The 18,320-nt window shown below is 70.1% G+C and carries 18 protein-coding genes, 1 tRNA gene and 1 pseudogene; 16 read left to right on the forward strand and 4 right to left on the reverse strand.

Annotation, left to right across the window (positions count from 1 at the left end):
- Positions 1 to 283: 283 nt before the first annotated feature.
- The 10 genes and pseudogenes from pstS to WCD84_RS09105 all read left to right on the forward strand — a co-directional run bounded on the left by pstS (position 284) and on the right by WCD84_RS09105 (position 8,626).
- The gene (gene pstS, locus WCD84_RS09060; protein WP_343255242.1) at positions 284 to 1,339 is read left to right on the forward strand and encodes a phosphate ABC transporter substrate-binding protein PstS; all 1,056 of its coding nucleotides are present in this window, start codon (positions 284 to 286) and stop codon (positions 1,337 to 1,339) included.
- Positions 1,340 to 1,391: 52 nt separating this feature from the next.
- Positions 1,392 to 2,360 carry a phosphate ABC transporter permease subunit PstC gene (pstC, locus tag WCD84_RS09065; protein WP_343255243.1) on the forward strand — a complete coding sequence of 323 codons (969 nt, stop codon included), beginning with the start codon at positions 1,392 to 1,394 and terminating at the stop codon, positions 2,358 to 2,360.
- Positions 2,360 to 3,247, forward strand: a complete 888-nt coding sequence (gene pstA / locus WCD84_RS09070; protein WP_343281153.1) for a phosphate ABC transporter permease PstA — start codon at positions 2,360 to 2,362, stop codon at positions 3,245 to 3,247. The genes pstC and pstA overlap by 1 nt, the downstream gene beginning before the upstream one ends.
- A 4-nt stretch (positions 3,248 to 3,251) precedes the next feature.
- Positions 3,252 to 4,118: a phosphate ABC transporter ATP-binding protein PstB gene (gene pstB, locus WCD84_RS09075; RefSeq protein WP_449280093.1), complete on the forward strand. Its 867-nt coding sequence runs from the start codon at positions 3,252 to 3,254 to the stop codon at positions 4,116 to 4,118.
- Positions 4,115 to 4,819 carry a phosphate signaling complex protein PhoU gene (gene phoU, locus WCD84_RS09080; protein ID WP_343255246.1) on the forward strand — a complete coding sequence of 235 codons (705 nt, stop codon included), beginning with the start codon at positions 4,115 to 4,117 and terminating at the stop codon, positions 4,817 to 4,819. Before pstB ends, phoU begins: the two co-directional genes overlap by 4 nt.
- A gap of 95 nt (positions 4,820 to 4,914) precedes the next feature.
- Positions 4,915 to 5,376 carry an HvfA family oxazolone/thioamide-modified RiPP metallophore gene (locus WCD84_RS09085; RefSeq protein WP_343281154.1) on the forward strand — a complete coding sequence of 154 codons (462 nt, stop codon included), beginning with the start codon at positions 4,915 to 4,917 and terminating at the stop codon, positions 5,374 to 5,376.
- Between the two features lie 3 nt (positions 5,377 to 5,379).
- Positions 5,380 to 6,285, forward strand: coding sequence for an HvfB family MNIO-type RiPP peptide maturase (locus WCD84_RS09090; RefSeq protein WP_449280090.1), 906 nt, complete (start codon positions 5,380 to 5,382; stop codon positions 6,283 to 6,285).
- Complete coding sequence (locus WCD84_RS09095; RefSeq protein ID WP_343281155.1) at positions 6,275 to 7,117, forward strand: HvfC family RiPP maturation protein; 843 nt, start codon at positions 6,275 to 6,277, stop codon at positions 7,115 to 7,117. Before WCD84_RS09090 ends, WCD84_RS09095 begins: the two co-directional genes overlap by 11 nt.
- A 106-nt stretch (positions 7,118 to 7,223) precedes the next feature.
- Positions 7,224 to 7,799 (forward strand): annotated as a pseudogene (rnt, locus tag WCD84_RS09100) (ribonuclease T); the annotation flags it as partial.
- A gap of 278 nt (positions 7,800 to 8,077) precedes the next feature.
- The gene (locus WCD84_RS09105) at positions 8,078 to 8,626 is read left to right on the forward strand and encodes a hypothetical protein (protein ID WP_343255249.1); all 549 of its coding nucleotides are present in this window, start codon (positions 8,078 to 8,080) and stop codon (positions 8,624 to 8,626) included.
- Positions 8,627 to 8,679: 53 nt separating this feature from the next.
- Here the strand turns inward: WCD84_RS09105 and rlmB are convergent, their stop codons facing one another.
- Positions 8,680 to 9,441: a 23S rRNA (guanosine(2251)-2'-O)-methyltransferase RlmB gene (gene rlmB / locus WCD84_RS09110; protein ID WP_343255250.1), complete on the reverse strand. Its 762-nt coding sequence runs from the start codon at positions 9,439 to 9,441 to the stop codon at positions 8,680 to 8,682.
- A 13-nt stretch (positions 9,442 to 9,454) separates the two neighbouring features.
- The gene (rnr, locus tag WCD84_RS09115) at positions 9,455 to 11,989 is read right to left on the reverse strand and encodes a ribonuclease R (protein ID WP_343281156.1); all 2,535 of its coding nucleotides are present in this window, start codon (positions 11,987 to 11,989) and stop codon (positions 9,455 to 9,457) included.
- Between the two features lie 120 nt (positions 11,990 to 12,109).
- Between rnr and WCD84_RS09120 the strand changes: the two genes are divergently transcribed.
- Positions 12,110 to 12,196 (forward strand) — tRNA-Leu (locus WCD84_RS09120).
- A gap of 3 nt (positions 12,197 to 12,199) precedes the next feature.
- On the opposite strand, the gene WCD84_RS09125 is transcribed toward WCD84_RS09120, so the two are convergent.
- Positions 12,200 to 13,147 carry an NAD(P)/FAD-dependent oxidoreductase gene (locus tag WCD84_RS09125; RefSeq protein WP_343281157.1) on the reverse strand — a complete coding sequence of 316 codons (948 nt, stop codon included), beginning with the start codon at positions 13,145 to 13,147 and terminating at the stop codon, positions 12,200 to 12,202.
- Entirely contained in the window at positions 13,144 to 13,329 is a 186-nt protein-coding gene (locus WCD84_RS09130) for a hypothetical protein (protein ID WP_343255253.1), read from the reverse strand. Before WCD84_RS09130 ends, WCD84_RS09125 begins: the two co-directional genes overlap by 4 nt.
- A gap of 122 nt (positions 13,330 to 13,451) precedes the next feature.
- Between WCD84_RS09130 and WCD84_RS09135 the strand changes: the two genes are divergently transcribed.
- The 5 genes from WCD84_RS09135 to WCD84_RS09155 all read left to right on the forward strand — a co-directional run bounded on the left by WCD84_RS09135 (position 13,452) and on the right by WCD84_RS09155 (position 18,319).
- Positions 13,452 to 14,564 (forward strand): DNA topoisomerase IB, encoded by a 1,113-nt coding sequence (locus tag WCD84_RS09135; protein ID WP_343255254.1) that lies wholly within the window; start codon positions 13,452 to 13,454, stop codon positions 14,562 to 14,564.
- A gap of 35 nt (positions 14,565 to 14,599) precedes the next feature.
- On the forward strand, positions 14,600 to 14,776 hold the full coding sequence (locus WCD84_RS09140; protein ID WP_343255308.1) for a hypothetical protein: 177 nt from the start codon (positions 14,600 to 14,602) through the stop codon (positions 14,774 to 14,776).
- Positions 14,777 to 14,778: 2 nt separating this feature from the next.
- Positions 14,779 to 15,348, forward strand: coding sequence for a cysteine hydrolase family protein (locus WCD84_RS09145; RefSeq protein WP_343255255.1), 570 nt, complete (start codon positions 14,779 to 14,781; stop codon positions 15,346 to 15,348).
- A 62-nt stretch (positions 15,349 to 15,410) separates the two neighbouring features.
- Positions 15,411 to 17,654 carry a DNA topoisomerase IV subunit A gene (parC, locus tag WCD84_RS09150; protein WP_343255256.1) on the forward strand — a complete coding sequence of 748 codons (2,244 nt, stop codon included), beginning with the start codon at positions 15,411 to 15,413 and terminating at the stop codon, positions 17,652 to 17,654.
- Positions 17,654 to 18,319 carry a thiopurine S-methyltransferase gene (locus tag WCD84_RS09155; protein WP_343281158.1) on the forward strand — a complete coding sequence of 222 codons (666 nt, stop codon included), beginning with the start codon at positions 17,654 to 17,656 and terminating at the stop codon, positions 18,317 to 18,319. The genes parC and WCD84_RS09155 overlap by 1 nt, the downstream gene beginning before the upstream one ends.
- Position 18,320: the final 1 nt, after the last annotated feature.

Raw genomic sequence — 18,320 nt, forward strand, 5'->3', positions numbered from 1 at the left:
GGAGGCAGGGGGGATGCCCAGAGCCGGCCATGGATGGCCGGCGGCCGGACCTGGGAGCAGGATGCGCATATTCCGGCTGGGCATCCCCCCTGCCTCCACGGCGGGCAGCGCGCACCCTCCCGGAGCAATCCCCCGCAAACTCCACGCAATCAGGAGAAGAACCTTTTCTTCGCGCCCGACCCTGGCGTTCAGGTCCATCGGCAACAGTCATGAAGCTGTCACAAAAACATCATCCAATGTGCGTACGCCGAACACGGCGCCTGCCCACAACGGAATCCCCGCCATGACTCCTTCCAAGCTGCGTCTCGCCTCCCTTGCGCTCGCCACGGCCCTGCTGGCCGCCGCCTGCCAGCCGTCCGGCAGCGATCCGGCGGCCGTCGGCAACGGCGGCGCCAACCAGGTGTCGGGGGCCGGCGCCTCCTTCATCTACCCGCTGGTGTCGAAGTGGTCCGCCGACTACAACGCCGCCACCGGCAACCAGGTCAACTACCAGTCCATCGGTTCCGGCGGCGGCGTCGCCCAGGTCAAGCAGGGCACCGTGGACTTCGGGTCCAGCGACAAGCCGCTGTCCACCGAGGAGCTGGTCGAGGCCGACCTGGTCCAGTTCCCCTCGGCGATCGGCGGCGTGGTCCCGGTGGTCAACGTCGACGGCCTCGCGCCGGGCGCGCTGAAGCTTACCGGCCCGCTGCTGGCGGACATCTTCCTGGGCAAGGTCGCGAACTGGAACGCCGCCGAAATCGCCGCGGTCAACCCGGGCCTGGCACTGCCGGACGCCAAGATCAGCATCGTCCACCGCTCCGACGGCTCGGGCACCAGCTTCAACTTCACCAACTACCTGTCCAAGGTCAGCACCGACTGGCAGCAGCAAGTCGGCGAAGGCACCTCGGTCGCCTGGCCGCTGGGCGTTGGCGGCAAGGGCAACGAAGGCGTGGCGTCCTACGTGCAGCAGATCAAGGGCGCGATCGGCTATGTCGAGCTTGCCTACGCACTGCAGAACACCATGCCCTACGCCTCGATGCAGAACGCGGCCGGCAACTTCGTCGAGCCCAGCGCGGAAAGCTTCGCCGCCGCGGCGCGCACCGCCGACTGGGCTTCGGCCAGCGACTTCAACCTGGTGATCACCAACGCCCCGGGCGCGGACTCGTGGCCGATCACCGCCACCAACTTCATGCTGATGCCCAGGCAGCCGGCGGATCCGGCGCGCAGCCAGGCGACGCGTGACTTCTTCAAGTGGGCCTTCGAATCCGGCCAGGTGCAGGCCAGCGAGCTCCACTACGTGCCGCTGCCGGCAGAGCTCGTTGCACAGGTCGAGGCGTACTGGGCCGCCGAGTTCAACTGAGGCCTTCGTGCCCGCCGCGGCCGCGGCGGGCGCCCACAGCTCCGGGACGCCGATGAACGCTTCCACCCTGCCAGCCAACACCCCCGGCCAACGCGACCTGCGCGACGCCCGCGCCGACCGCTGGTTCCGCTACGCGCTCGTCGGCACCGTGGTCTTCGTGCTGCTGGCGCTCGCCAGCGCGGCGCTGTCGATGCTCTGGGGCGGCCGCGAAGCCCTGCAGTCCCAGGGCCTGTCGTTCTTCCTCTCGGCGGAGTGGAACCCGGTCGAGAACCGCTACGGTGCGCTGGCGCCGATCTACGGCACCGTGGTCACCGCCATCATCGCGATGCTGCTCGCGGTGCCCATCAGCTTCGGCATCGCGGTGTTCCTGACCGAAGTCGCGCCGCGCTGGCTGCGCGGGCCGGTGAGCGCGGCGATCGAGCTGCTGGCAGGCATCCCCTCGATCATCTACGGCATGTGGGGCCTGTTCGTGCTGGTGCCGGTAATGACCACGCACGTCACGCCCTGGCTCAACGAACACCTCGGCGGCATTCCCGGCCTCGGCATGCTGTTCCGGGGACCGCCGCTGGGCATCGGCATCCTCACCGCCGGCCTGGTGCTGGCGATCATGGTGGTGCCCTTCATCACCTCGGTGATGCGCGAAGTGTTCCTGACCGTGCCCACCCGGCTGAAGGAGTCGGCCTACGCGCTCGGCTCCACGCGCTGGGAAGTGTGCTGGGACATCGTCCTGCCCTATACGCGCTCGGCGGTGATCGGCGGCATCTTCCTGGGCCTCGGCCGCGCGCTGGGCGAGACCATGGCGGTCGCCTTCGTGGTCGGCAACAGCGTGCGCCTGACGCCGTCGCTGCTGGAGCCAGGCACCACCATCGCCGCGCTGATCGCCAATGACTTCGGCGAGGCCACCGACACCTACCGTTCGGCGCTGCTGCTGCTGGGCTTCGTGCTGTTCATCGTCACCTTCGTGGTGCTGTCGCTGGCACGGCTGATGCTGGCCCGGCTGGCGCGCAGGGAGGGCAACTGATGGCCGCCGTAAGCCCGGTGCCGCTGTCGCGCGGCGCGCGGCAGCTCTACCTCCGCCGCCGCATCATCAACGCGGTCACGCTCTCGCTGTCGTGCGTGGCGGCGGTGATCGGCCTGGTGTTCCTGGCCTGGATCCTGTGGACCCTGGTCTCCAAGGGCATCAGCGGCATCAACGTCAGCCTGTTCACCCGGGACACGCCGCCGCCCATGGCCGAGGGCGGACTGCGCAACGCGCTGTTCGGTTCGGCGGTGATGTGCGGTCTGGCGATCCTGATCGGCGCACCGCTGGGCGTGGCCGCGGGCACGTGGCTGGCCGAGTACGGCGCCAACAGCCGCACGGCCACGGTCGTGCGCTTCGTCAACGACATCCTGCTGTCGGCGCCGTCGATCGTGCTCGGCCTGTTCGTGTACACCCTGCTGGTGATGTACGGCGGCGGTGGCTTCTCCGCGCTCGCGGGCTCGGTGGCGCTGGCCTTCATCGTGCTGCCGGTGGTCCTGCGCACCACCGACGAGATGCTGCGCCTGGTGCCGACGCAGATGCGCGAGGCCGCGCTGTCGCTCGGGGTGCCGCAGTGGAAAGTGACCGTGCAGGTGCTCTATCGCAGCGCTTCGGCGGGCATCGTCACCGGCATCCTGCTGGCCCTGGCCCGGATCAGCGGCGAGACCGCGCCGCTGCTGTTCACCGCCTTCGGCAACCTGTACTGGAACAGCAACATCATGCAGCCGATGGCCAGCGTGCCGGTGGTGATGTACCAGTTCGCCGGCAGCCCCTACGAAAGCTGGCAGGACCTGGCCTGGGCCGGCGCCCTGGTGCTCACCGCCTTCGTGCTGCTGATCAGCCTCGGCGCGCGCGCGGTGCTGGCACGGAGCCGCATCCCCAATGACTGACTCCATGACCTCGACTCCTCCCCGGACCCCGCCGATGAATGCCAACCATGTCCCCGCCGGGCACGGACGCGCCACGCTGTCCACCTCACCCACGCGTCGTGCCGCCGCCCCGCCGGCGCCGGTGAAGCTGTCGGTGCGCGACCTCGACTTCCACTACGGCAGCTTCCACGCCATCAAGGGCGTGGCCATGGACATCCCGGAGAAGCGCGTGACCGCGCTGATCGGGCCCTCGGGCTGCGGCAAGTCGACGCTCTTGCGCGTGTTCAACCGCATCTACGCGCTGTATCCGGGCCAGGTGGCCAGCGGCAGCATCCTGCTCGACGGCGAGGACATCCTGTCGCCGAAGTACGCGATGAACCGCCTGCGCTCGAAGGTCGGCATGGTGTTCCAGAAGCCGGTGCCGTTCCCGATGACCATCTACGAGAACATCGCCTATGCCATCCGCCACCACGAGAAGGTGTCGAAGGCGGACATGGACGACCGGGTGGAATCCGCGCTGCGCCAGGGCGCGCTCTGGGACGAGGTCAAGGACAAGCTCGGGCAGAGCGCGCTCGGCCTGTCCGGTGGCCAGCAGCAGCGGCTGTGCATCGCGCGCGCCGTCGCACTGCGCCCGGAGGTGCTGCTGCTCGACGAGCCGACTTCGGCGCTGGACCCGATCTCGACCAGCCGCATCGAACAGCTGATCGAGGAGCTGAAGCTCGACTACACCATCGTCATCGTCACCCACAACATGCAGCAGGCCGCGCGGGTCTCGGACTACACGGCCTTCATGTACCTTGGTGACCTGGTCGAACACGACAGCACCGAGACCATCTTCTCCAATCCCTCGAAGCGCCAGACCGAGGACTACATCACCGGACGGTTCGGATGAACAACCAGCCCCACGACCACATCGTTCGCAGCCACGACGAGGAGCGCGAGCGCCTGATCGGCGAGATCCTGCGCATGGGCGAGCTGTCAGTGGCGCAGCTCGAAGCCGCGCTCGACGTGGTCGAACGCCGCGACGACCGCGCCGCCGGCCACATCGTCGCCAACGACGAGGTCATCGACGGGATCGAGCGCGTGGTCAGCCAGGACGTGATGAAGCTCTCGCTGCGCGGCCCGATGGCGCGCGACCTTCGCGAAGTGCTGGCTGCACTGCGCATCGTCTCCGACATCGAGCGCATCGGCGACTATGCGGCCAACATCGCCAAGCGTTCGATCGCGCTCAACCAGGCGCCGGCGCTGCCGGTCGCCGGCGGGCTCGCCCACCTCGGCGCGCTGGCCGTGCGCCAGGTGCGCAGGGTGCTCGAGGCCTACCGCACGCACGATCCCGAGGCGGCGCAAATGGTCCGCGACACCGACGCCGCGCTCGACGCCGAATACACCCGCCTGTTCCGCGAACTCCTGACCTACATGATGGAAGACGCGCGCGCCATCACCGGCTGCACCCACCTGCTGTTCATGGCCAAGAACCTCGAGCGCATCGGCGACCACGCCACCAACATCGCCGAGAACATCTGGTTCATGGCCTATGGCGACGACAACCTGCCGCCGCGCGAAAAGGCCGACGACACCAACACCCAGACCTGAATCGGGCACCCGCAGCGCTGCTGCACTGCACCGTGCGCGCTGCGGCATACTTGGCGCCCCCGCGGCCTCCCGCCGCAGAACAGGAGAACGCCAGCATGTCGAAGTCCCCTGCAAAGCCCGTCGCCCTTGCGGTAGCCGCCACGCTGGGCGGCCTGGCGCTTTCCGGCGCCGCATTCGCGATGACCCCGCTCGCCAGCGGCTACATGGTGTCCGCCAACGCCAGCCAGGACGCAGCCGCCACTGAAGCCGCCACCGACGCCAAGGCCGACTCCAAGGCCGGCGAGGGCCGCTGCGGCATGTCCCACGCCGACAGCGATGGCGACGGCCGCATCTCCGCCGAGGAGTTCGCCGCCAGCCATCCGGAAAAGGACGCCTCCTACTTCAGCGCGATGGACGGCAACGGCGACGGCTTCGTCGACAAGGCCGAGCACGACGCCCACCATGCCGGGAAGAAGGCCGGGTCCGACGCGGACGCCGATACCGACAAGGCCGCCCAGGAGGGCAAGTGCGGCGAAGGCAAGTGCGGCGGCTCCGGCGCCTGCGGCGGTGTGGCCTGATCCATGGCTGATCCGGATGCGCGGCCACCCGCCGCGCAGCCACCGGCCATGACCGTCCCGCTGCACCCGCGCGCCGTCGGCCTCGGCCTGCGCCGCGCCCTGCTGCCCGAGCTGCGCGCCGCGCCGCCGGGCAGCTTCGATTTCCTCGAAGCCGCACCCGAAAACTGGATCGGTGTCGGCGGCGCGCCGGGCGAGGCCTTCGCCGAGCTCGCCTCGCGCCATCCGCTCGCATGCCACGGCCTGTCGCTGTCGCTCGGCGGGCCGGCGCCGCTGGACGAGAGCTTCCTGCACCAGCTCCGCCATTTCCTGGACGCGCATCGCGTGCCGGTCTACAGCGAGCACCTCAGCGCCTGCGGCGACAGCATGGGCCAGCTCTACGATCTCTTGCCCCTGCCCTTCAGCGACGAGGCGGTGCGGCACGTGGCCGCGCGCATCCGCCGCGCCCAGGACATCCTCGGCCGGCGCATCGCGGTGGAGAACATCTCGTACTACGCCGCCATTCCGCCGGGCGCGGGTACGCACGCACTGACCGAGCTCGAGTTCGTCAACGCCGTGCTTGCGGAAGCCGACTGCGACCTGCTGCTGGACGTGAACAACATCGTCGTCAACGCCACCAACCACGATTACGACGCGCTCGCCTTCCTGCGCGGGCTGCCGGGCGGGCGGATTGCCTGCATCCACGTCGCCGGCCATCGCGACGAAGCGCCCGGACTCAAGATCGATACCCATGGCGCGGCGGTGGCCGACCCGGTCTGGGCGCTGCTGTCCGAGGCCTATGCCCTGTTCGGCCCGCGGCCCACGCTGCTCGAGCGTGATTTCGACTTCCCGCCGTTCGACGAGCTCATGGGTGAACTCGACACCGTGCGTGGACACCTTGCCGCGACACCGGCCTGCCGTCGTGTGGCCTGAAGACACCGCTCCCGGCGCTGCGGCCACCGAGGCCACAGCGGTGGCGGGGCCGGGTGCTCTCGCCGCCAGCGACGCCCTGCGCGCGCAGCAGGACGCCTTCACCGCCCACATCCGCGACCCCGACCGTCATCCAGCGCCGCCCGGCATCGACGCGCGCAGGATGCAGGTCTATCGCGACCTGTTCTTCAACAACGTCTCGCGGCTGCTGGCGGGCAACTTCCCGGTGATCCGCCGCATCCGCGGCAGCGCCTGGCCCGCCCTGGTCCGCGACTTCTACCGCGACCACGGCTGTCGCACCCCGCTGTTCCCCGAGCTGCCGCGGGAATTCCTGCGCTATCTGGAAGCCAGCGGCGGGCGCGAGCCCTGGCTGCCGGAGCTGGCGCACTACGAGTGGATCGAGCTGGCCTTGCAGATCAGCGAGGCGCGCGTGGACGACATCGCCCATGACCGGCTCGATGCCCCCGGCACCGACGTCGCGGCCGCGCTCCTGGCCGGGCGTCCCCTGCTCTCGCCGCTCGCGTGGCCGCTGGCCTACGCCTGGCCGGTGCACCGCATCGGGCCCGACATGCTGCCGGTCGAGCCGCCGGCCACGCCGACCCTGCTGCTGCTGCATCGCGGCGCCGGCGGCCGCGTGCGTTTCCACGCCCCCAGCCCGCTGGCCTGGCGGCTGCTGCAGCGCCTGGACGAAGCGCCCGCGCTCGACGGTCGCGCCCAGCTGGAAGCGCTGGCGGCGGAAGCCGGGAGCCCTGCGGATGCCGCCTTCATCGACCACGGCTGCGCGATGCTCCTGCGCTGGCACGGCGAGGGCATCGTCGCCGGCGTGCGCAGCTGAAAACCCGCCAGCGGCCGGCCGGCCGCACTCGGATAGACTAGCGCCGGTGACCACCCTGCCCACGCCACCGCCCGAACCCTCCGCGGCCGACCCCGCCTTCGCCCCGATGTCGTCCCGTTTCCGCGGCTACCTGCCCGTGGTGGTCGACGTCGAAACCGGGGGCTTCGACTGGAACCGCCACGCGCTGCTCGAGATCGCGGTGATGCCGATCGACCTCGACGACCACGGCCGCTACGTCCTTGGCGAAGGCGCCAGCGCGCATGTGGTACCCGCGCCGGGCACCGACATCGATCCGAAGTCGCTGCAGATCACCGGCATCGACCTCGACCATCCGTTCCGCTTCGCCAAGCCCGAACGCGACGCGCTGGACCACGTCTTCGCCGCGGTGCGCACCGCGGTGCGCAAGCACGGCTGCCAGCGCGCGATCCTGGTCGGGCACAACGCCCACTTCGACCTCAACTTCGTCAACGCCGCGGTCGCCCGCAGCGAACACAAGCGCAATCCCTTCCACCCCTTCAGCGTGTTCGACACCGTGACCATGGCCGGCCTGGCCTACGGGCAGACGGTGCTGGCGCGCGCGGTGCAGGCGGCGGGCATGGAGTGGAACAGCGACGAGGCGCATTCCGCGGTCTACGACACCGAACGCACCGCGCAGCTGTTCTGCACCATCGCCAACGGCTGGGGGCGACATGCGACATCGGCACCCGGCGCAGCGGCCACCGCCGGGCATGGATCGGATGACAAGGGCGCGCCCGGCGCGGGCGACGGCGGCCCTCGGGGCACGCTCCCGGCCTAGCAGGCGGGCCAGGGATCTACAGCGCTGGCACACGGCTTCGAACAGGCACTCGCCCGCAGGACCGTGATCGCGCAATCAGGCGCAGCTTGCGTTCAAGCCCTGCCTGTTATCGTCGGACGATGAACATACGCACCCGCTGTAGCCGGTTCACTGCGGCTTCGATCATGCTGCTGTCCCTGCTGCTCTCGCCCGCCATCGCGTCGGCGTCCGGAGACGCAACGGCGCTCGACCTCGACCTTCCGCGGGCGCCGTTGTTCAGCAGTGCCGCGACGTTCGATGCGCCGGGCGTACCCGATACCGATTACGACCGGACCCTGCGCGAGCGCGAACTGGCGCGCCGCGGTGACGCCACCCAGGCTTCGAACTGCCCGCCGGCGGCGGACGGCAGCGAGCGCGGCGTCACCGGTAGCTTCACTACCGGCATCGGCCACTCCTCGCGCGGCGGCAACAGCCACTGGAGCGCGGCCGACATCAAGCTGTGCAAGGAATACGTCAGCGACGCCGGCAACGTGAACACGATGAACATGCGCATCCATGTCGGACAGTACGACGGTCCCGGCTATTTCCATGGTCCCGGCTTCGGCCGCGGCTACGGCTTCGGCCGTGGCTATTACGGCCCCGGCCCGCATGGGGTCCACGGCATCGGTGGCCGGTGGGACATGGCCCCGTCCCGTGACGAATCCTGGAGCGAAGGCCGCCGTCCCTGGCGGTGATGGCGCAGCAAGCGCTCGCACCACCGGGGCAGTCCATACGTAGTCGTGCCGTATCAGCCGAGCCGCTGGCGCACGGCCTCGAACAGGCACACGCCGGCCGCCACCGACACGTTGAGGCTCTCGACGCCTGATTCGCCGGCACCCGGCATCGGCAGCGCGACCAGCTGGTCGCAGTGTTCGCGGGTGAGGCGACGCAGGCCCTCGCCTTCGCCGCCCAGCACCAGTGCGACGTTGCCGCGCAGATCGATTCCATAGAGCGACGCGCTGGCGTCGCCGGCCAGGCCGTAGATCCACACGCCCTGCTTCTGCAGCTCGCGCAGGGTGCGGGACAGGTTGGTCACGCGCACCACCGCGATGCTGTCGGCGGCACCGGCGGACGTCTTGCGCACGGTGGCGTTGACCTGCACCGCCTTGTCCCTGGGGATGACCACGGCGGTGACGCCGGCGGCCGCGGCGCTGCGCAGGCAGGCGCCGAGGTTGTGCGGGTCCTGCACGCCGTCGAGCACCAGCACCAGCGCGCGGCCTTCGGCGGCCTCGACCAGACCGGGCAGGTCGTCCTCGTCAAAGGTCTTTGCCGCCGCATAGCGCGCGACGGCCCCCTGGTGACGCAGGCCACCGGCGACGCCGTCCAGCGCATTCTGCGCGACGCGACGCACCTCGATACCCCGGCGACGGGCCTCTTCTTCGATCGTGCCGATACGCGGATTCTTCGCGGCGGCCTCAAGGAGGACCTCACGCACGTTGTCGGCGTCGTGTTCCACGGCCGATGCGACGGCGTTGATGCCGACGATCCACTGGTTCTGCTTGTTGCCCATCGGGCGTTCGTCCTCAGTACTTTTTCTTGGTCCGCTTGGCAGGCTGCCCGCGCGGCGCGGGTGGCACCGGACCGCCCTGCTGGACGCCCTCCTCCACCAGGCGGAAGTCGATCTTCAACTCCTCCACGCTGGCCTTGAGCACGACGATGCGCACGGCGTCGCCAAGCCGGTACTCGCGCTCGGAACGCTGGCCGGTCAGCGTCTTGCGGATCGGGTCGAAGTTGTAGAAGTCATTGGGCAGCTGGGTCACGTGCACCAGGCCGTTGACCTTGGATTCGGTGAGCTCCACGAACAGGCCGAAGCTGGTGACGCCGCTGACCACGCCGTCGAACTCACGGCCCACGTGCTCTTCCATCCACGCCGCGCGGTAACGCTCGTCGACCTCGCGCTGGGCCTCGTCGGCGCGGCGCGAACGCTCCGAACACTGCAGGGACAGCGTTGCCATCTCGTGCGCGGTGTACTTGTACTGCGCAACGCTGCCGCCAACGAGCGAATGCTTGATCGCACGGTGCACAAGCAGGTCGGCGTAGCGGCGGATCGGCGAGGTGAAGTGCGCATAGGCCTCCAGCGCAAGCCCGAAGTGGCCGATGTTGTCCGGCGAGTACACCGCCAGCGACTGGCTGCGCAGCAGCACGGACTCCAGCAGCGCGGCATCGGGACGCTCGCGCACGGTTTCCAGCAGCTTGCGGTAGTCCTTGGGATGCACCTTCTGCCAGGTCGGCAGGCGCAGCTGGAACTCCTTCAGGAACTCCAGCAGATCAGCGTACTTTCCTTCCGGCGGGCGGTCGTGGTCGCGGAACGGCGCCGGGATGCCGGAGGCGAGCAGCGCGTGCGCGGCCGCCACGTTGGCCGCGATCATGCATTCCTCGATCAGCTTGTGGGCGTCGTTGCGCTGGATCATGCCGGCCTGGGTGACCTCACCCTGCGGCCCGAGCACGAAGCGCACCTCGGAGGTCTCGAAGTCGATCGCACCGCGCTGCTTGCGGGCCTTTTCGAACACCTTGTACAGCTGGTGCAGCTGCAGCACCTGCTGCATCTGCGGGCCGATGAAGGCCTGCGCTGCATCGCGGTCGGCATCGGGGATGCCGTCGCCGACCGCGTTCCAGACCTGGTTGTAGGTCAGGCGCGCGTGCGAATGCATCACCGCTTCGTGGAAGGAATACGACACCATGTTGCCGCGGCGGTCGACCTGCATGTCGCAGGCGAAGCAGAGGCGGTCCTCGCGCGGCTTCAGCGAGCAGATGCCATTGGACAGGGTCTCCGGCAGCATCGGCACCACGAAGCCGGGGAAGTACACCGAGGTCGCGCGCTTCTGCGCCTCGACGTCGAGCGGCTCGCCCGGGCGCACGTAGTGCGACACGTCGGCGATCGCGACGATCACGCGGAACCCGTCGCGGTTGGGTTCGCAGTACACCGCGTCGTCGAAGTCCTTGGCGTCCTCGCCGTCGATGGTGACCAGCGCCAGCTTGCGCAGGTCCAGGCGGCGATTGGCTTCGGCGGCGCCGACCTCCACCGGTACATCGGCCGCGGCGTCGAGCACCTCGGGCGGGAACTCGTGCGGGATGTCATGGCCGTGGATCGCCGCTTCGACCGCGATGGACGCGGTCAACTTGTCGCCAAGGATCGCCAGCACGCGGCCGATCGGCGGCCGGTGGTTGTCCGGCGGCGCGACGATCTCGCAGACCACCAGCTGGCCGTCGCGCGCGTCCAGTCGCGCGTCGGCGGGAATCTGGACGTTGCGCTGGATACGGCGGTCGTCGGGCACCACGAAGCTGATTCCCGACTCGAGCGCGTAGCGCCCGATGAGGCGGCTGACGCGGCGCTCAAGCACCTCCACGATCACGCCTTCGCGACGGCCGCGGCGGTCGACCCCGGTGACGCTGCCGAGCACGCGGTCGCCGTGCATCACCTTGCGCATCTCGAAGGGCGGCAGGAACAGGTCGTCGCCCACTCCGCTTTCCGGGCGCAGGAAGCCGAAGCCTTCCGGGTTGGCGATCACCGTGCCGGGGACCAGGTCGGCGCGCGCCGCGGGCACGAAGCCGCGGCGGCGATTCTTCAGCACCTGGCCGTCGCGCAGCATCGCCGCCAGGCGCTTGTCCAGCGCTTCCGCGCGCTCCGGCTCGGTCAGGCCCAGGGCGACCTGTAGGGCCTCGGCATCCATGGGGCCGTCAGCATCGGAGAGCAGCTGGAGGATGGCTTCGCGGCTGGCAATGGGGTTTTCGTAGCGTCCCGCCTCGCGCGCGGCCTGCGGGTCGTCAACGCCGCCACGGTTGCGGCCGCCGTCCTTCGCGCGCGCCGGCGCCGGTGCCCCAGGCGCGACGGGGGTATCCGGCCCACGCGGCTTCATCGCGCGCAGCAGGCCCGGATCGGGCATCCAGCCCGGCCGTGCCGCCGGCTTTTTCTTCGCGGCGCGGGCTGGCACCGCCGGGTCCTGCCCGGGCCTGCCGGTAGCGGCTTTCGCGCCCCTGGAAGGCGGGTCCCCGCCAGCCTTCGCCCTGGAAGGCGTCCTGTTGCGGCCGCTGCCGCCCTTGTCTGCAGTTTTTGTCATCCGGCAATTGTACGCGGGCGCCGTGGAAGTCCCGTGCTCATGGTTTCGCATCCGCGTGCATCGATTCGCCTGTCGCCCGTTGACAGGATCGTCGCCGCGCTGCACCATACGCGCCCACCTGCCCAGGTGGCGGAATTGGTAGACGCACTAGCTTCAGGTGCTAGCGGGGGCAACTCCGTGGAGGTTCGAGTCCTCTTCTGGGCACCATCATTAGGTTGATGACAGGAAACCCCGCGCAAGCGGGGTTTTTTGTTTGCCTGCCTGGCGGCGCGCCGCGAACGGCAGCGCGTTGTGGGCGTGGGTGGCGGCGATCGCCGCGTGCCCCACCGCCACCGAGATCTGGTTGAGTCCGCTGACCACGTCACCGATCGCGTACAGGCCCGGCAGCCGCGTCTGCTGGTCGCCGTCGACGATGATCTCGCCCTCGTCGGTCAGCGCGGCACCGGCCGCGGCGGCGATGCCGGCGCTGGTGTCGGAGCCCAGGTATGCATAGACAGTGTCCAGCGTGATCGGCGCACCCTCCAGCGGGACGTAGCTGCATTTTTCGCCATCGAAGGCCAGGCGCCCGCCGCCCGGGAGCCACTCGGCGCCGGCCTCGCGCGATCTGCGTCCGGCGTCGCCGCCATCGCCGCCATCGCCGCCGTCGCTCGGCAGGACGCGGACCGTGTCGGAATACCCCAGCAGGAACAAGGCATGTCCGCCCACCTCGTCGGCGGGGCCGTGCACGCCGATCACCAGGTCGCTGGCTTCGTAGGCATCGCAGACCGAACACAGCCGAAGGGCGCCGCGGGCAATGGCGTCGGCGACCCAGGGCCCTTCGGGCAGGCGGTCGCTCACGCCGCTGGCGAGGATGACCTTGCGCGCGCGCCAGGAATGTTCGCCGGCGGTGACTTCGAACCCGCCGTCCAGCGGCCTGATGCCATCCACCACGGCACGTTCGGTCACCAGCCCGACCTCGCCGGCCTGTTCGCGCATGCGCCGCAACAATTCCTTGCCGGACACCCCGTGCGGGAATCCCGGGCAGTTGTTGCTCTCGGGAATCCAGCGGGCGCGGCTTTCTCCGGCATCCAGCACCAGGCAGGAGCGATGGAAGCGATGCAGGTAGGTGGCCGCTGTCAGCCCCGCGGGCCCGCCACCCACCACGATCACATCGATCACGCCTGCGGCGGCTCGGGTGGCGCGTCGCGCTGCGTGCCGCCGTCGTGGCGCGGCATGCGGCCCTTGTCGCCCGCCGGCGTCCAGGCGTTCCGGTCGCCGCTTCCATGATCGTAGGAGCGCTGCTCGCGCTCGGGCTTGGCGCTGTCTCGACGCGTGTCTTCGGGAATGCTGTCGCGGGTCATATCCGCCTCCGTCGATGCTGGGTGTCGACAGACGATGCGCGCCGCCGCGGAAAGGATGCGTGAGGCCCCAGGGCCGCCGGCATGTTCATCACGCAATCACCGGCCGGCCGTAATTTCCGCGCATGGCCACGCAACGCAATGCGGATCCCGTCGACCCATCGCCTCCGACGGCGGCGGAATCGCACGGGGCGGCCGAAGCCGGACTGCGCCATGTCAGCGACTGCATGCCCGGCATCCGCCGCCTTCGCTGCGGGCGCGGCTTCCGCTACCTGGATCCGGATGGTCGCGCGGTCACCGATGCCGCCACCCTCGGCCGCATCCGCGCGCTGGCGATCCCGCCCGCCTATCGGGACGTCTGGATCTGCGCCTCGCCACGCGGCCACCTCCAGGCCACCGGGCGCGACGCGCGCGGCCGCAAGCAGTACCGCTACCACGCCGACTGGCGGAGCTTCCGTGACACCGGCAAGTTCGAGCGACTGCCGGAGTTCGCCAAGGCGCTGCCGCGGCTGCGCCGATCCCTGCGCTGCGACCTCGCGCTGCCCGGATTCCCGCGGGACAAAGTCCTGGCGATCGTGGTGCGGCTCCTTTCCGAAACGCTGCTGCGCGTGGGCAATGCCGGCTATGCGCGCGACAACGGCTCATTCGGCCTGACCACCCTGCGCAGCCGCCACGCGCGCTTCCCGCAGGGGGCGCTGCGGCTGCAGTTCAAGGGCAAGGGCGGCAGACAGCTCGAGGTCGAGCTGGACGACCGGCGGCTCGTCCGCATGGTGCGCACCCTGCACCAGCTGCCGGGCCAGCACCTGTTCCAGTACCGCGACGACGACGGCGGATCGCAGCCGGTGGACTCCAGCATGGTCAACGCGTACCTGCGCGAAAAAATGGGCGCGCCGTTCACCGCCAAGGATTTCCGTACCTGGGGCGCGACCCTGGCTGCGTTCCGCCTGCTCGCGGCCACGCCCCCGCCCGACGACGCCAGCGAAGCCGAGCTCGCAGGGCTGCGGCAGCGGGTCGTGGTGGAGGTCGCGCAGACGCTGGGCAACACGCCGGCGGTCTGCCGCAGCTCCTATATCGACCCCTGTGTATTCGACGGCTGGCAGGACGGCAGCCTGGCGCGCGCCGCATCGCGGGCGCGCGGGGCGCGCCAGTGGGAAACCGCCGCGCTCCGCTTCCTGGCCCGTGCCCATCGGGCCGCGGCCGGGCGGCCGGTCACGCGGAAACAACGTCGCCAAGGCTAATAAGCGGCTACCAGTCATCACACCAGGAGCCCAGCATGAGCCGCGACCGCAAAGACCCTCCCCAGGACCACGACCGGCACGGGCCGGAGACGCCGCAGGACCGCGCGAACCGCAAGAACCGGGAAAACGAGAACCAGGACGAGGCGCTGGAAGAGACCTTCCCCGCCAGCGACCCGACCTCGCCCTTCGTGCCGGCCAAAGTCCGCGACTGAGGATGGCCACGCCGGTACCGCCCGCCCTCGTGGTCGTTGACATGGTCGGGCTGTTCGACTTCCCGGAAGCGGACGTGATCGCCCCGGCGGCACTGCGCGCCGCCCGCAACATCCACACCCTGCGCGAGCGCTTCAACGACCGCGGCTGGCCGGTGGTGTTCGCCAATGACAACTTCGCCCGCTGGCAGTCGGATTTCCGCGAGCTGGTGGCGATGGCCTCGGCCACGCCCGGGCCGGCGGGCCGCATCGCGGCCCTGCTCCAGCCCCTGCCCGAGGACCACTTCGTGCTGAAGCCCAAGCATTCCGCGTTCCTGGCCACCGCACTGCCGGTGCTGCTGGCCAAGCTCGGCGTGCGCCGGATCCTGCTGGCGGGCATGGCCCTGGAGAGCTGCGTCCTGGCCACGGCGATCGACGCCAACGCCCGCGAGTACGACGTCGCGGTGCTGCGCGACGGCGTTGCCGGGCGCCCGCGGCTGCGCGCCAGCACGTTCAAGGTGCTCGAGGGCGCCGGGATCGCGCGCACCATCGAGACCCGGCGCGCGGTGGCCTGGGGCGCGCGCGGGACGCAGTAGCGGGCCAGTGGCCGCTGCCGGCCTTGTAGAATCGCGGGTCCCGAAACGCCACAGCAGTCCAGATGAACGACCCGGTCCGCCCCGTCTTCCACGGTTTCGAACAGATTCCCCTGCGCGAGTACGCCGAGCGCGCCTATCTCGACTATTCGATGTACGTGGTGCTCGATCGCGCCCTGCCCTTCATCGGCGACGGATTGAAGCCGGTGCAGCGGCGGATCATCTACGCGATGAGCGAGCTCGGGCTCAGCGCGACCTCGAAGCCCAAGAAGTCCGCGCGCACCGTCGGCGACGTGATCGGCAAGTTCCATCCCCACGGCGACAGCGCCTGCTACGAAGCCCTGGTGCTGATGGCGCAGCCCTTCAGCTACCGCTATCCGCTGATCGAGGGCCAGGGCAACTTCGGCTCGACCGACGATCCGAAGTCGTTCGCGGCCATGCGCTACACCGAGTCCAAGCTGACGCCGATCGCCGAAGCGCTGCTTGGCGAGCTCGCACACGGCACCGTCGACTGGGCGCCCAACTTCGACGGCACGCTGGAAGAGCCCACCTGGCTGCCCGCGCGCCTGCCGCACCTGCTGCTCAACGGCACCACCGGCATCGCGGTCGGCATGGCCACCGACGTGCCGCCGCACAACCTCAACGAGGTGGTCAGCGCCTGCGTGCGCCTGCTCGACGACCCCGAGGCGACCGTCGCCGACCTGTGCGAGCACGTGCGCGGGCCCGACTACCCCACCGCCGCCGAGATCATCACCCCGGCCGCCGACCTGCGCACGATCTACGAGACCGGCCACGGCAGCGTGCGCGCCCGCGCCACGTTCCTGAAGGAAGCGGCCAACATCGTCATCACCGCCCTGCCCTACCAGGTCAGCCCCGGCAAGGTGATCGAGCAGATCGCGGCGCAGATGCGCGCCAAGAAGCTGCCTTGGCTGGAGGACATCCGCGACGAGTCCGACCACGCCAACCCGGTGCGCGTGGTGCTGATCCCGCGCTCGAACCGGATCGACGTGGACCAGCTGATGGGCCACCTGTTCGTGACCACCGATCTTGAGAAGAGCTACCGGGTCAACCTCAACATCATCGGCCTGGACGGCCGGCCGCAGGTCAAGGACCTGCGCACGCTGCTGCTGGAATGGCTGACGTTCCGCAACGACACCGTCACCCGCCGCCTGCAGCACCGCCTGGACAAGGTCGAGCGCCGCATGCACCTGCTGGAAGGCCTGCTGGTGGCCTTCCTCAACCTGGACGAGGTGATCCGGATCATTCGCAGCGAGGACGAACCGCGCGCCGTGCTGCAGGCACGTTTCGAGCTCAGCGACGACCAGGTCGACTACATCCTCGAGACCCGCCTGCGCCAGCTCGCACGGCTCGAGGAAATGAAGATCCGCGGCGAGCAGGAGGCGCTCGACGCCGAGCGCGACCGCCTGATGGCGACCCTGGGCAGCAAGTCGAAGCTGCGCAAGCTGGTCAAGGACGAGCTGCTCGCCGACGCGAAGAAGTTCGGCGATGAACGCCGTTCGCCGCTGGTCGCGCGCGGCGCGGCGCAGGCCCTGGCCGAGACCGACCTGGTGGCCAGCGAGCCGGTGACGGTGGTGCTCAGCCAGAAGGGCTGGGTGCGTGCCGCCAAGGGCCATGACGTCGATGCGTCCACGATGTCCTACCGCGAAGGCGACGCGCTGCTGGCCGCGGTGCGCGGGCGCAGCACGCAGCAGGTGGCGTTCCTGGATTCCACCGGCCGCGCCTATTCCACCCTGGCCCACGGCCTGCCGTCGGCGCGCGGCAACGGCGAGCCGCTCACCGGGCGCTTCTCGCCCGCCGCCGGTGCCACCTTCGTGGCCATGGCCAGCGGCGACGCCGGCGCCCGCCTGGCGCTGGCCTCCTCGGCCGGCTACGGCTTCGTCACCCGCTTCGAGAACCTGGTGGGGCGGCAGAAGGCGGGCAAGGCCATGCTCAGCGTGCCGGAGGGCGCGCACGTGCTGCAGCCATCGCCGGTCGCCGACATGGAGACCGACCGCATCGTGGCGGTCACCAGCGCCGGGCACCTGTTGGCGTTCCCGGTCGCGGAGCTGCCCGAACTCGAGCGCGGCAAGGGCAACAAGATCATCGAGATCCCGAAGGCCAAGCGCGGCACCGAGCGCGTGGTGGCGATTGCGGCGGTGCCGGAGGGCGGCACGCTCTCGGTCAGGTCGGGCGCGCGCACGATGTCGCTGTCGTACCGCGACCTGGAGGCCTATCTCGGCGCCCGCGGCAGCCGCGGCGGGCTCCTGCCCCGCGGCTGGCAGAAGGTCGACGGGCTGGCGGTCGACTGATGGACCCGGCGTTCTGGCACGAGCGCTGGCATGACGGGCGGATCGGCTTCCACCAGTCGTCGGTCACGCCGCAGCTGGAACGCCACTGGGACACGCTGGCGCTGCCCTCCGGCAGCACCGTTTTCGTGCCGCTCTGCGGCAAGAGCCTGGACATGCCATGGCTGGCTGCACGCGGCCACCGCGTGCTCGGCGTCGAGCTGTCGGAACTGGCCGTGCGCGACTTCTTCCGCGGCCGCGGCCTCGAGCCGGCGCAACGCGAAACGGAATACGGCGTGCACTGCAGCGCGGGCCCGTTCGAGATCATCGTCGGCGATGCCTTCGGGCTCGACCGCATGGCGCTGGCGGAGTGTGCGGCGGTATTCGATCGCGCCGCGCTGATCGCACTGCCGCCCGAACTGCGCCGGCGTTACGTCGAAACGACATGGACCAGCCTCCCGGACCACTGCCGCGGCCTGCTGGTGACGCTGGAGTATCCGCAGGCGGAAAAGGCCGGGCCGCCGTTCGCGGTCGAGGCCAGCGAAGTGCAGGCGCTGTTCGGCGCGGCCTGGTCGCCCATCCTGCTCGAGCGCAGCGACATCCTCGCCGACGAGCCGCGCCTGGCTGCCGACGGGCTCAGTGCGCTCGCCACCGCCGCCTGGCGGCTCCAGCGCCAGCCGCGCGCATAGT

Origin of the sequence: Luteimonas changyuni (assembly GCF_039548395.1) — a bacterium.
Classification (GTDB): domain Bacteria; phylum Pseudomonadota; class Gammaproteobacteria; order Xanthomonadales; family Xanthomonadaceae; genus Luteimonas.

Bases quoted from the DNA above. Each gene is read 5' to 3' on its own strand.
- pstS (WP_343255242.1), top strand. From the start codon at position 284: ATGACTCCTTCCAAGCTGCGTCTCGCCTCCCTTGCGCTCGCCACGGCC.
- pstC (WP_343255243.1), top strand. From the start codon at position 1,392: ATGAACGCTTCCACCCTGCCAGCCAACACCCCCGGCCAACGCGACCTG.
- pstA (WP_343281153.1), top strand. From the start codon at position 2,360: ATGGCCGCCGTAAGCCCGGTGCCGCTGTCGCGCGGCGCGCGGCAGCTC.
- pstB (WP_449280093.1), top strand. From the start codon at position 3,252: ATGACCTCGACTCCTCCCCGGACCCCGCCGATGAATGCCAACCATGTC.
- phoU (WP_343255246.1), top strand. From the start codon at position 4,115: ATGAACAACCAGCCCCACGACCACATCGTTCGCAGCCACGACGAGGAG.
- WCD84_RS09085 (WP_343281154.1), top strand. From the start codon at position 4,915: ATGTCGAAGTCCCCTGCAAAGCCCGTCGCCCTTGCGGTAGCCGCCACG.
- WCD84_RS09090 (WP_449280090.1), top strand. From the start codon at position 5,380: ATGGCTGATCCGGATGCGCGGCCACCCGCCGCGCAGCCACCGGCCATG.
- WCD84_RS09105 (WP_343255249.1), top strand. From the start codon at position 8,078: ATGCTGCTGTCCCTGCTGCTCTCGCCCGCCATCGCGTCGGCGTCCGGA.
- rlmB (WP_343255250.1), bottom strand. From the start codon at position 9,441: ATGGGCAACAAGCAGAACCAGTGGATCGTCGGCATCAACGCCGTCGCA.
- rnr (WP_343281156.1), bottom strand. From the start codon at position 11,989: ATGACAAAAACTGCAGACAAGGGCGGCAGCGGCCGCAACAGGACGCCT.
- WCD84_RS09130 (WP_343255253.1), bottom strand. From the start codon at position 13,329: ATGACCCGCGACAGCATTCCCGAAGACACGCGTCGAGACAGCGCCAAG.
- WCD84_RS09135 (WP_343255254.1), top strand. From the start codon at position 13,452: ATGGCCACGCAACGCAATGCGGATCCCGTCGACCCATCGCCTCCGACG.
- WCD84_RS09140 (WP_343255308.1), top strand. From the start codon at position 14,600: ATGAGCCGCGACCGCAAAGACCCTCCCCAGGACCACGACCGGCACGGG.
- WCD84_RS09145 (WP_343255255.1), top strand. From the start codon at position 14,779: ATGGCCACGCCGGTACCGCCCGCCCTCGTGGTCGTTGACATGGTCGGG.
- parC (WP_343255256.1), top strand. From the start codon at position 15,411: ATGAACGACCCGGTCCGCCCCGTCTTCCACGGTTTCGAACAGATTCCC.
- WCD84_RS09155 (WP_343281158.1), top strand. From the start codon at position 17,654: ATGGACCCGGCGTTCTGGCACGAGCGCTGGCATGACGGGCGGATCGGC.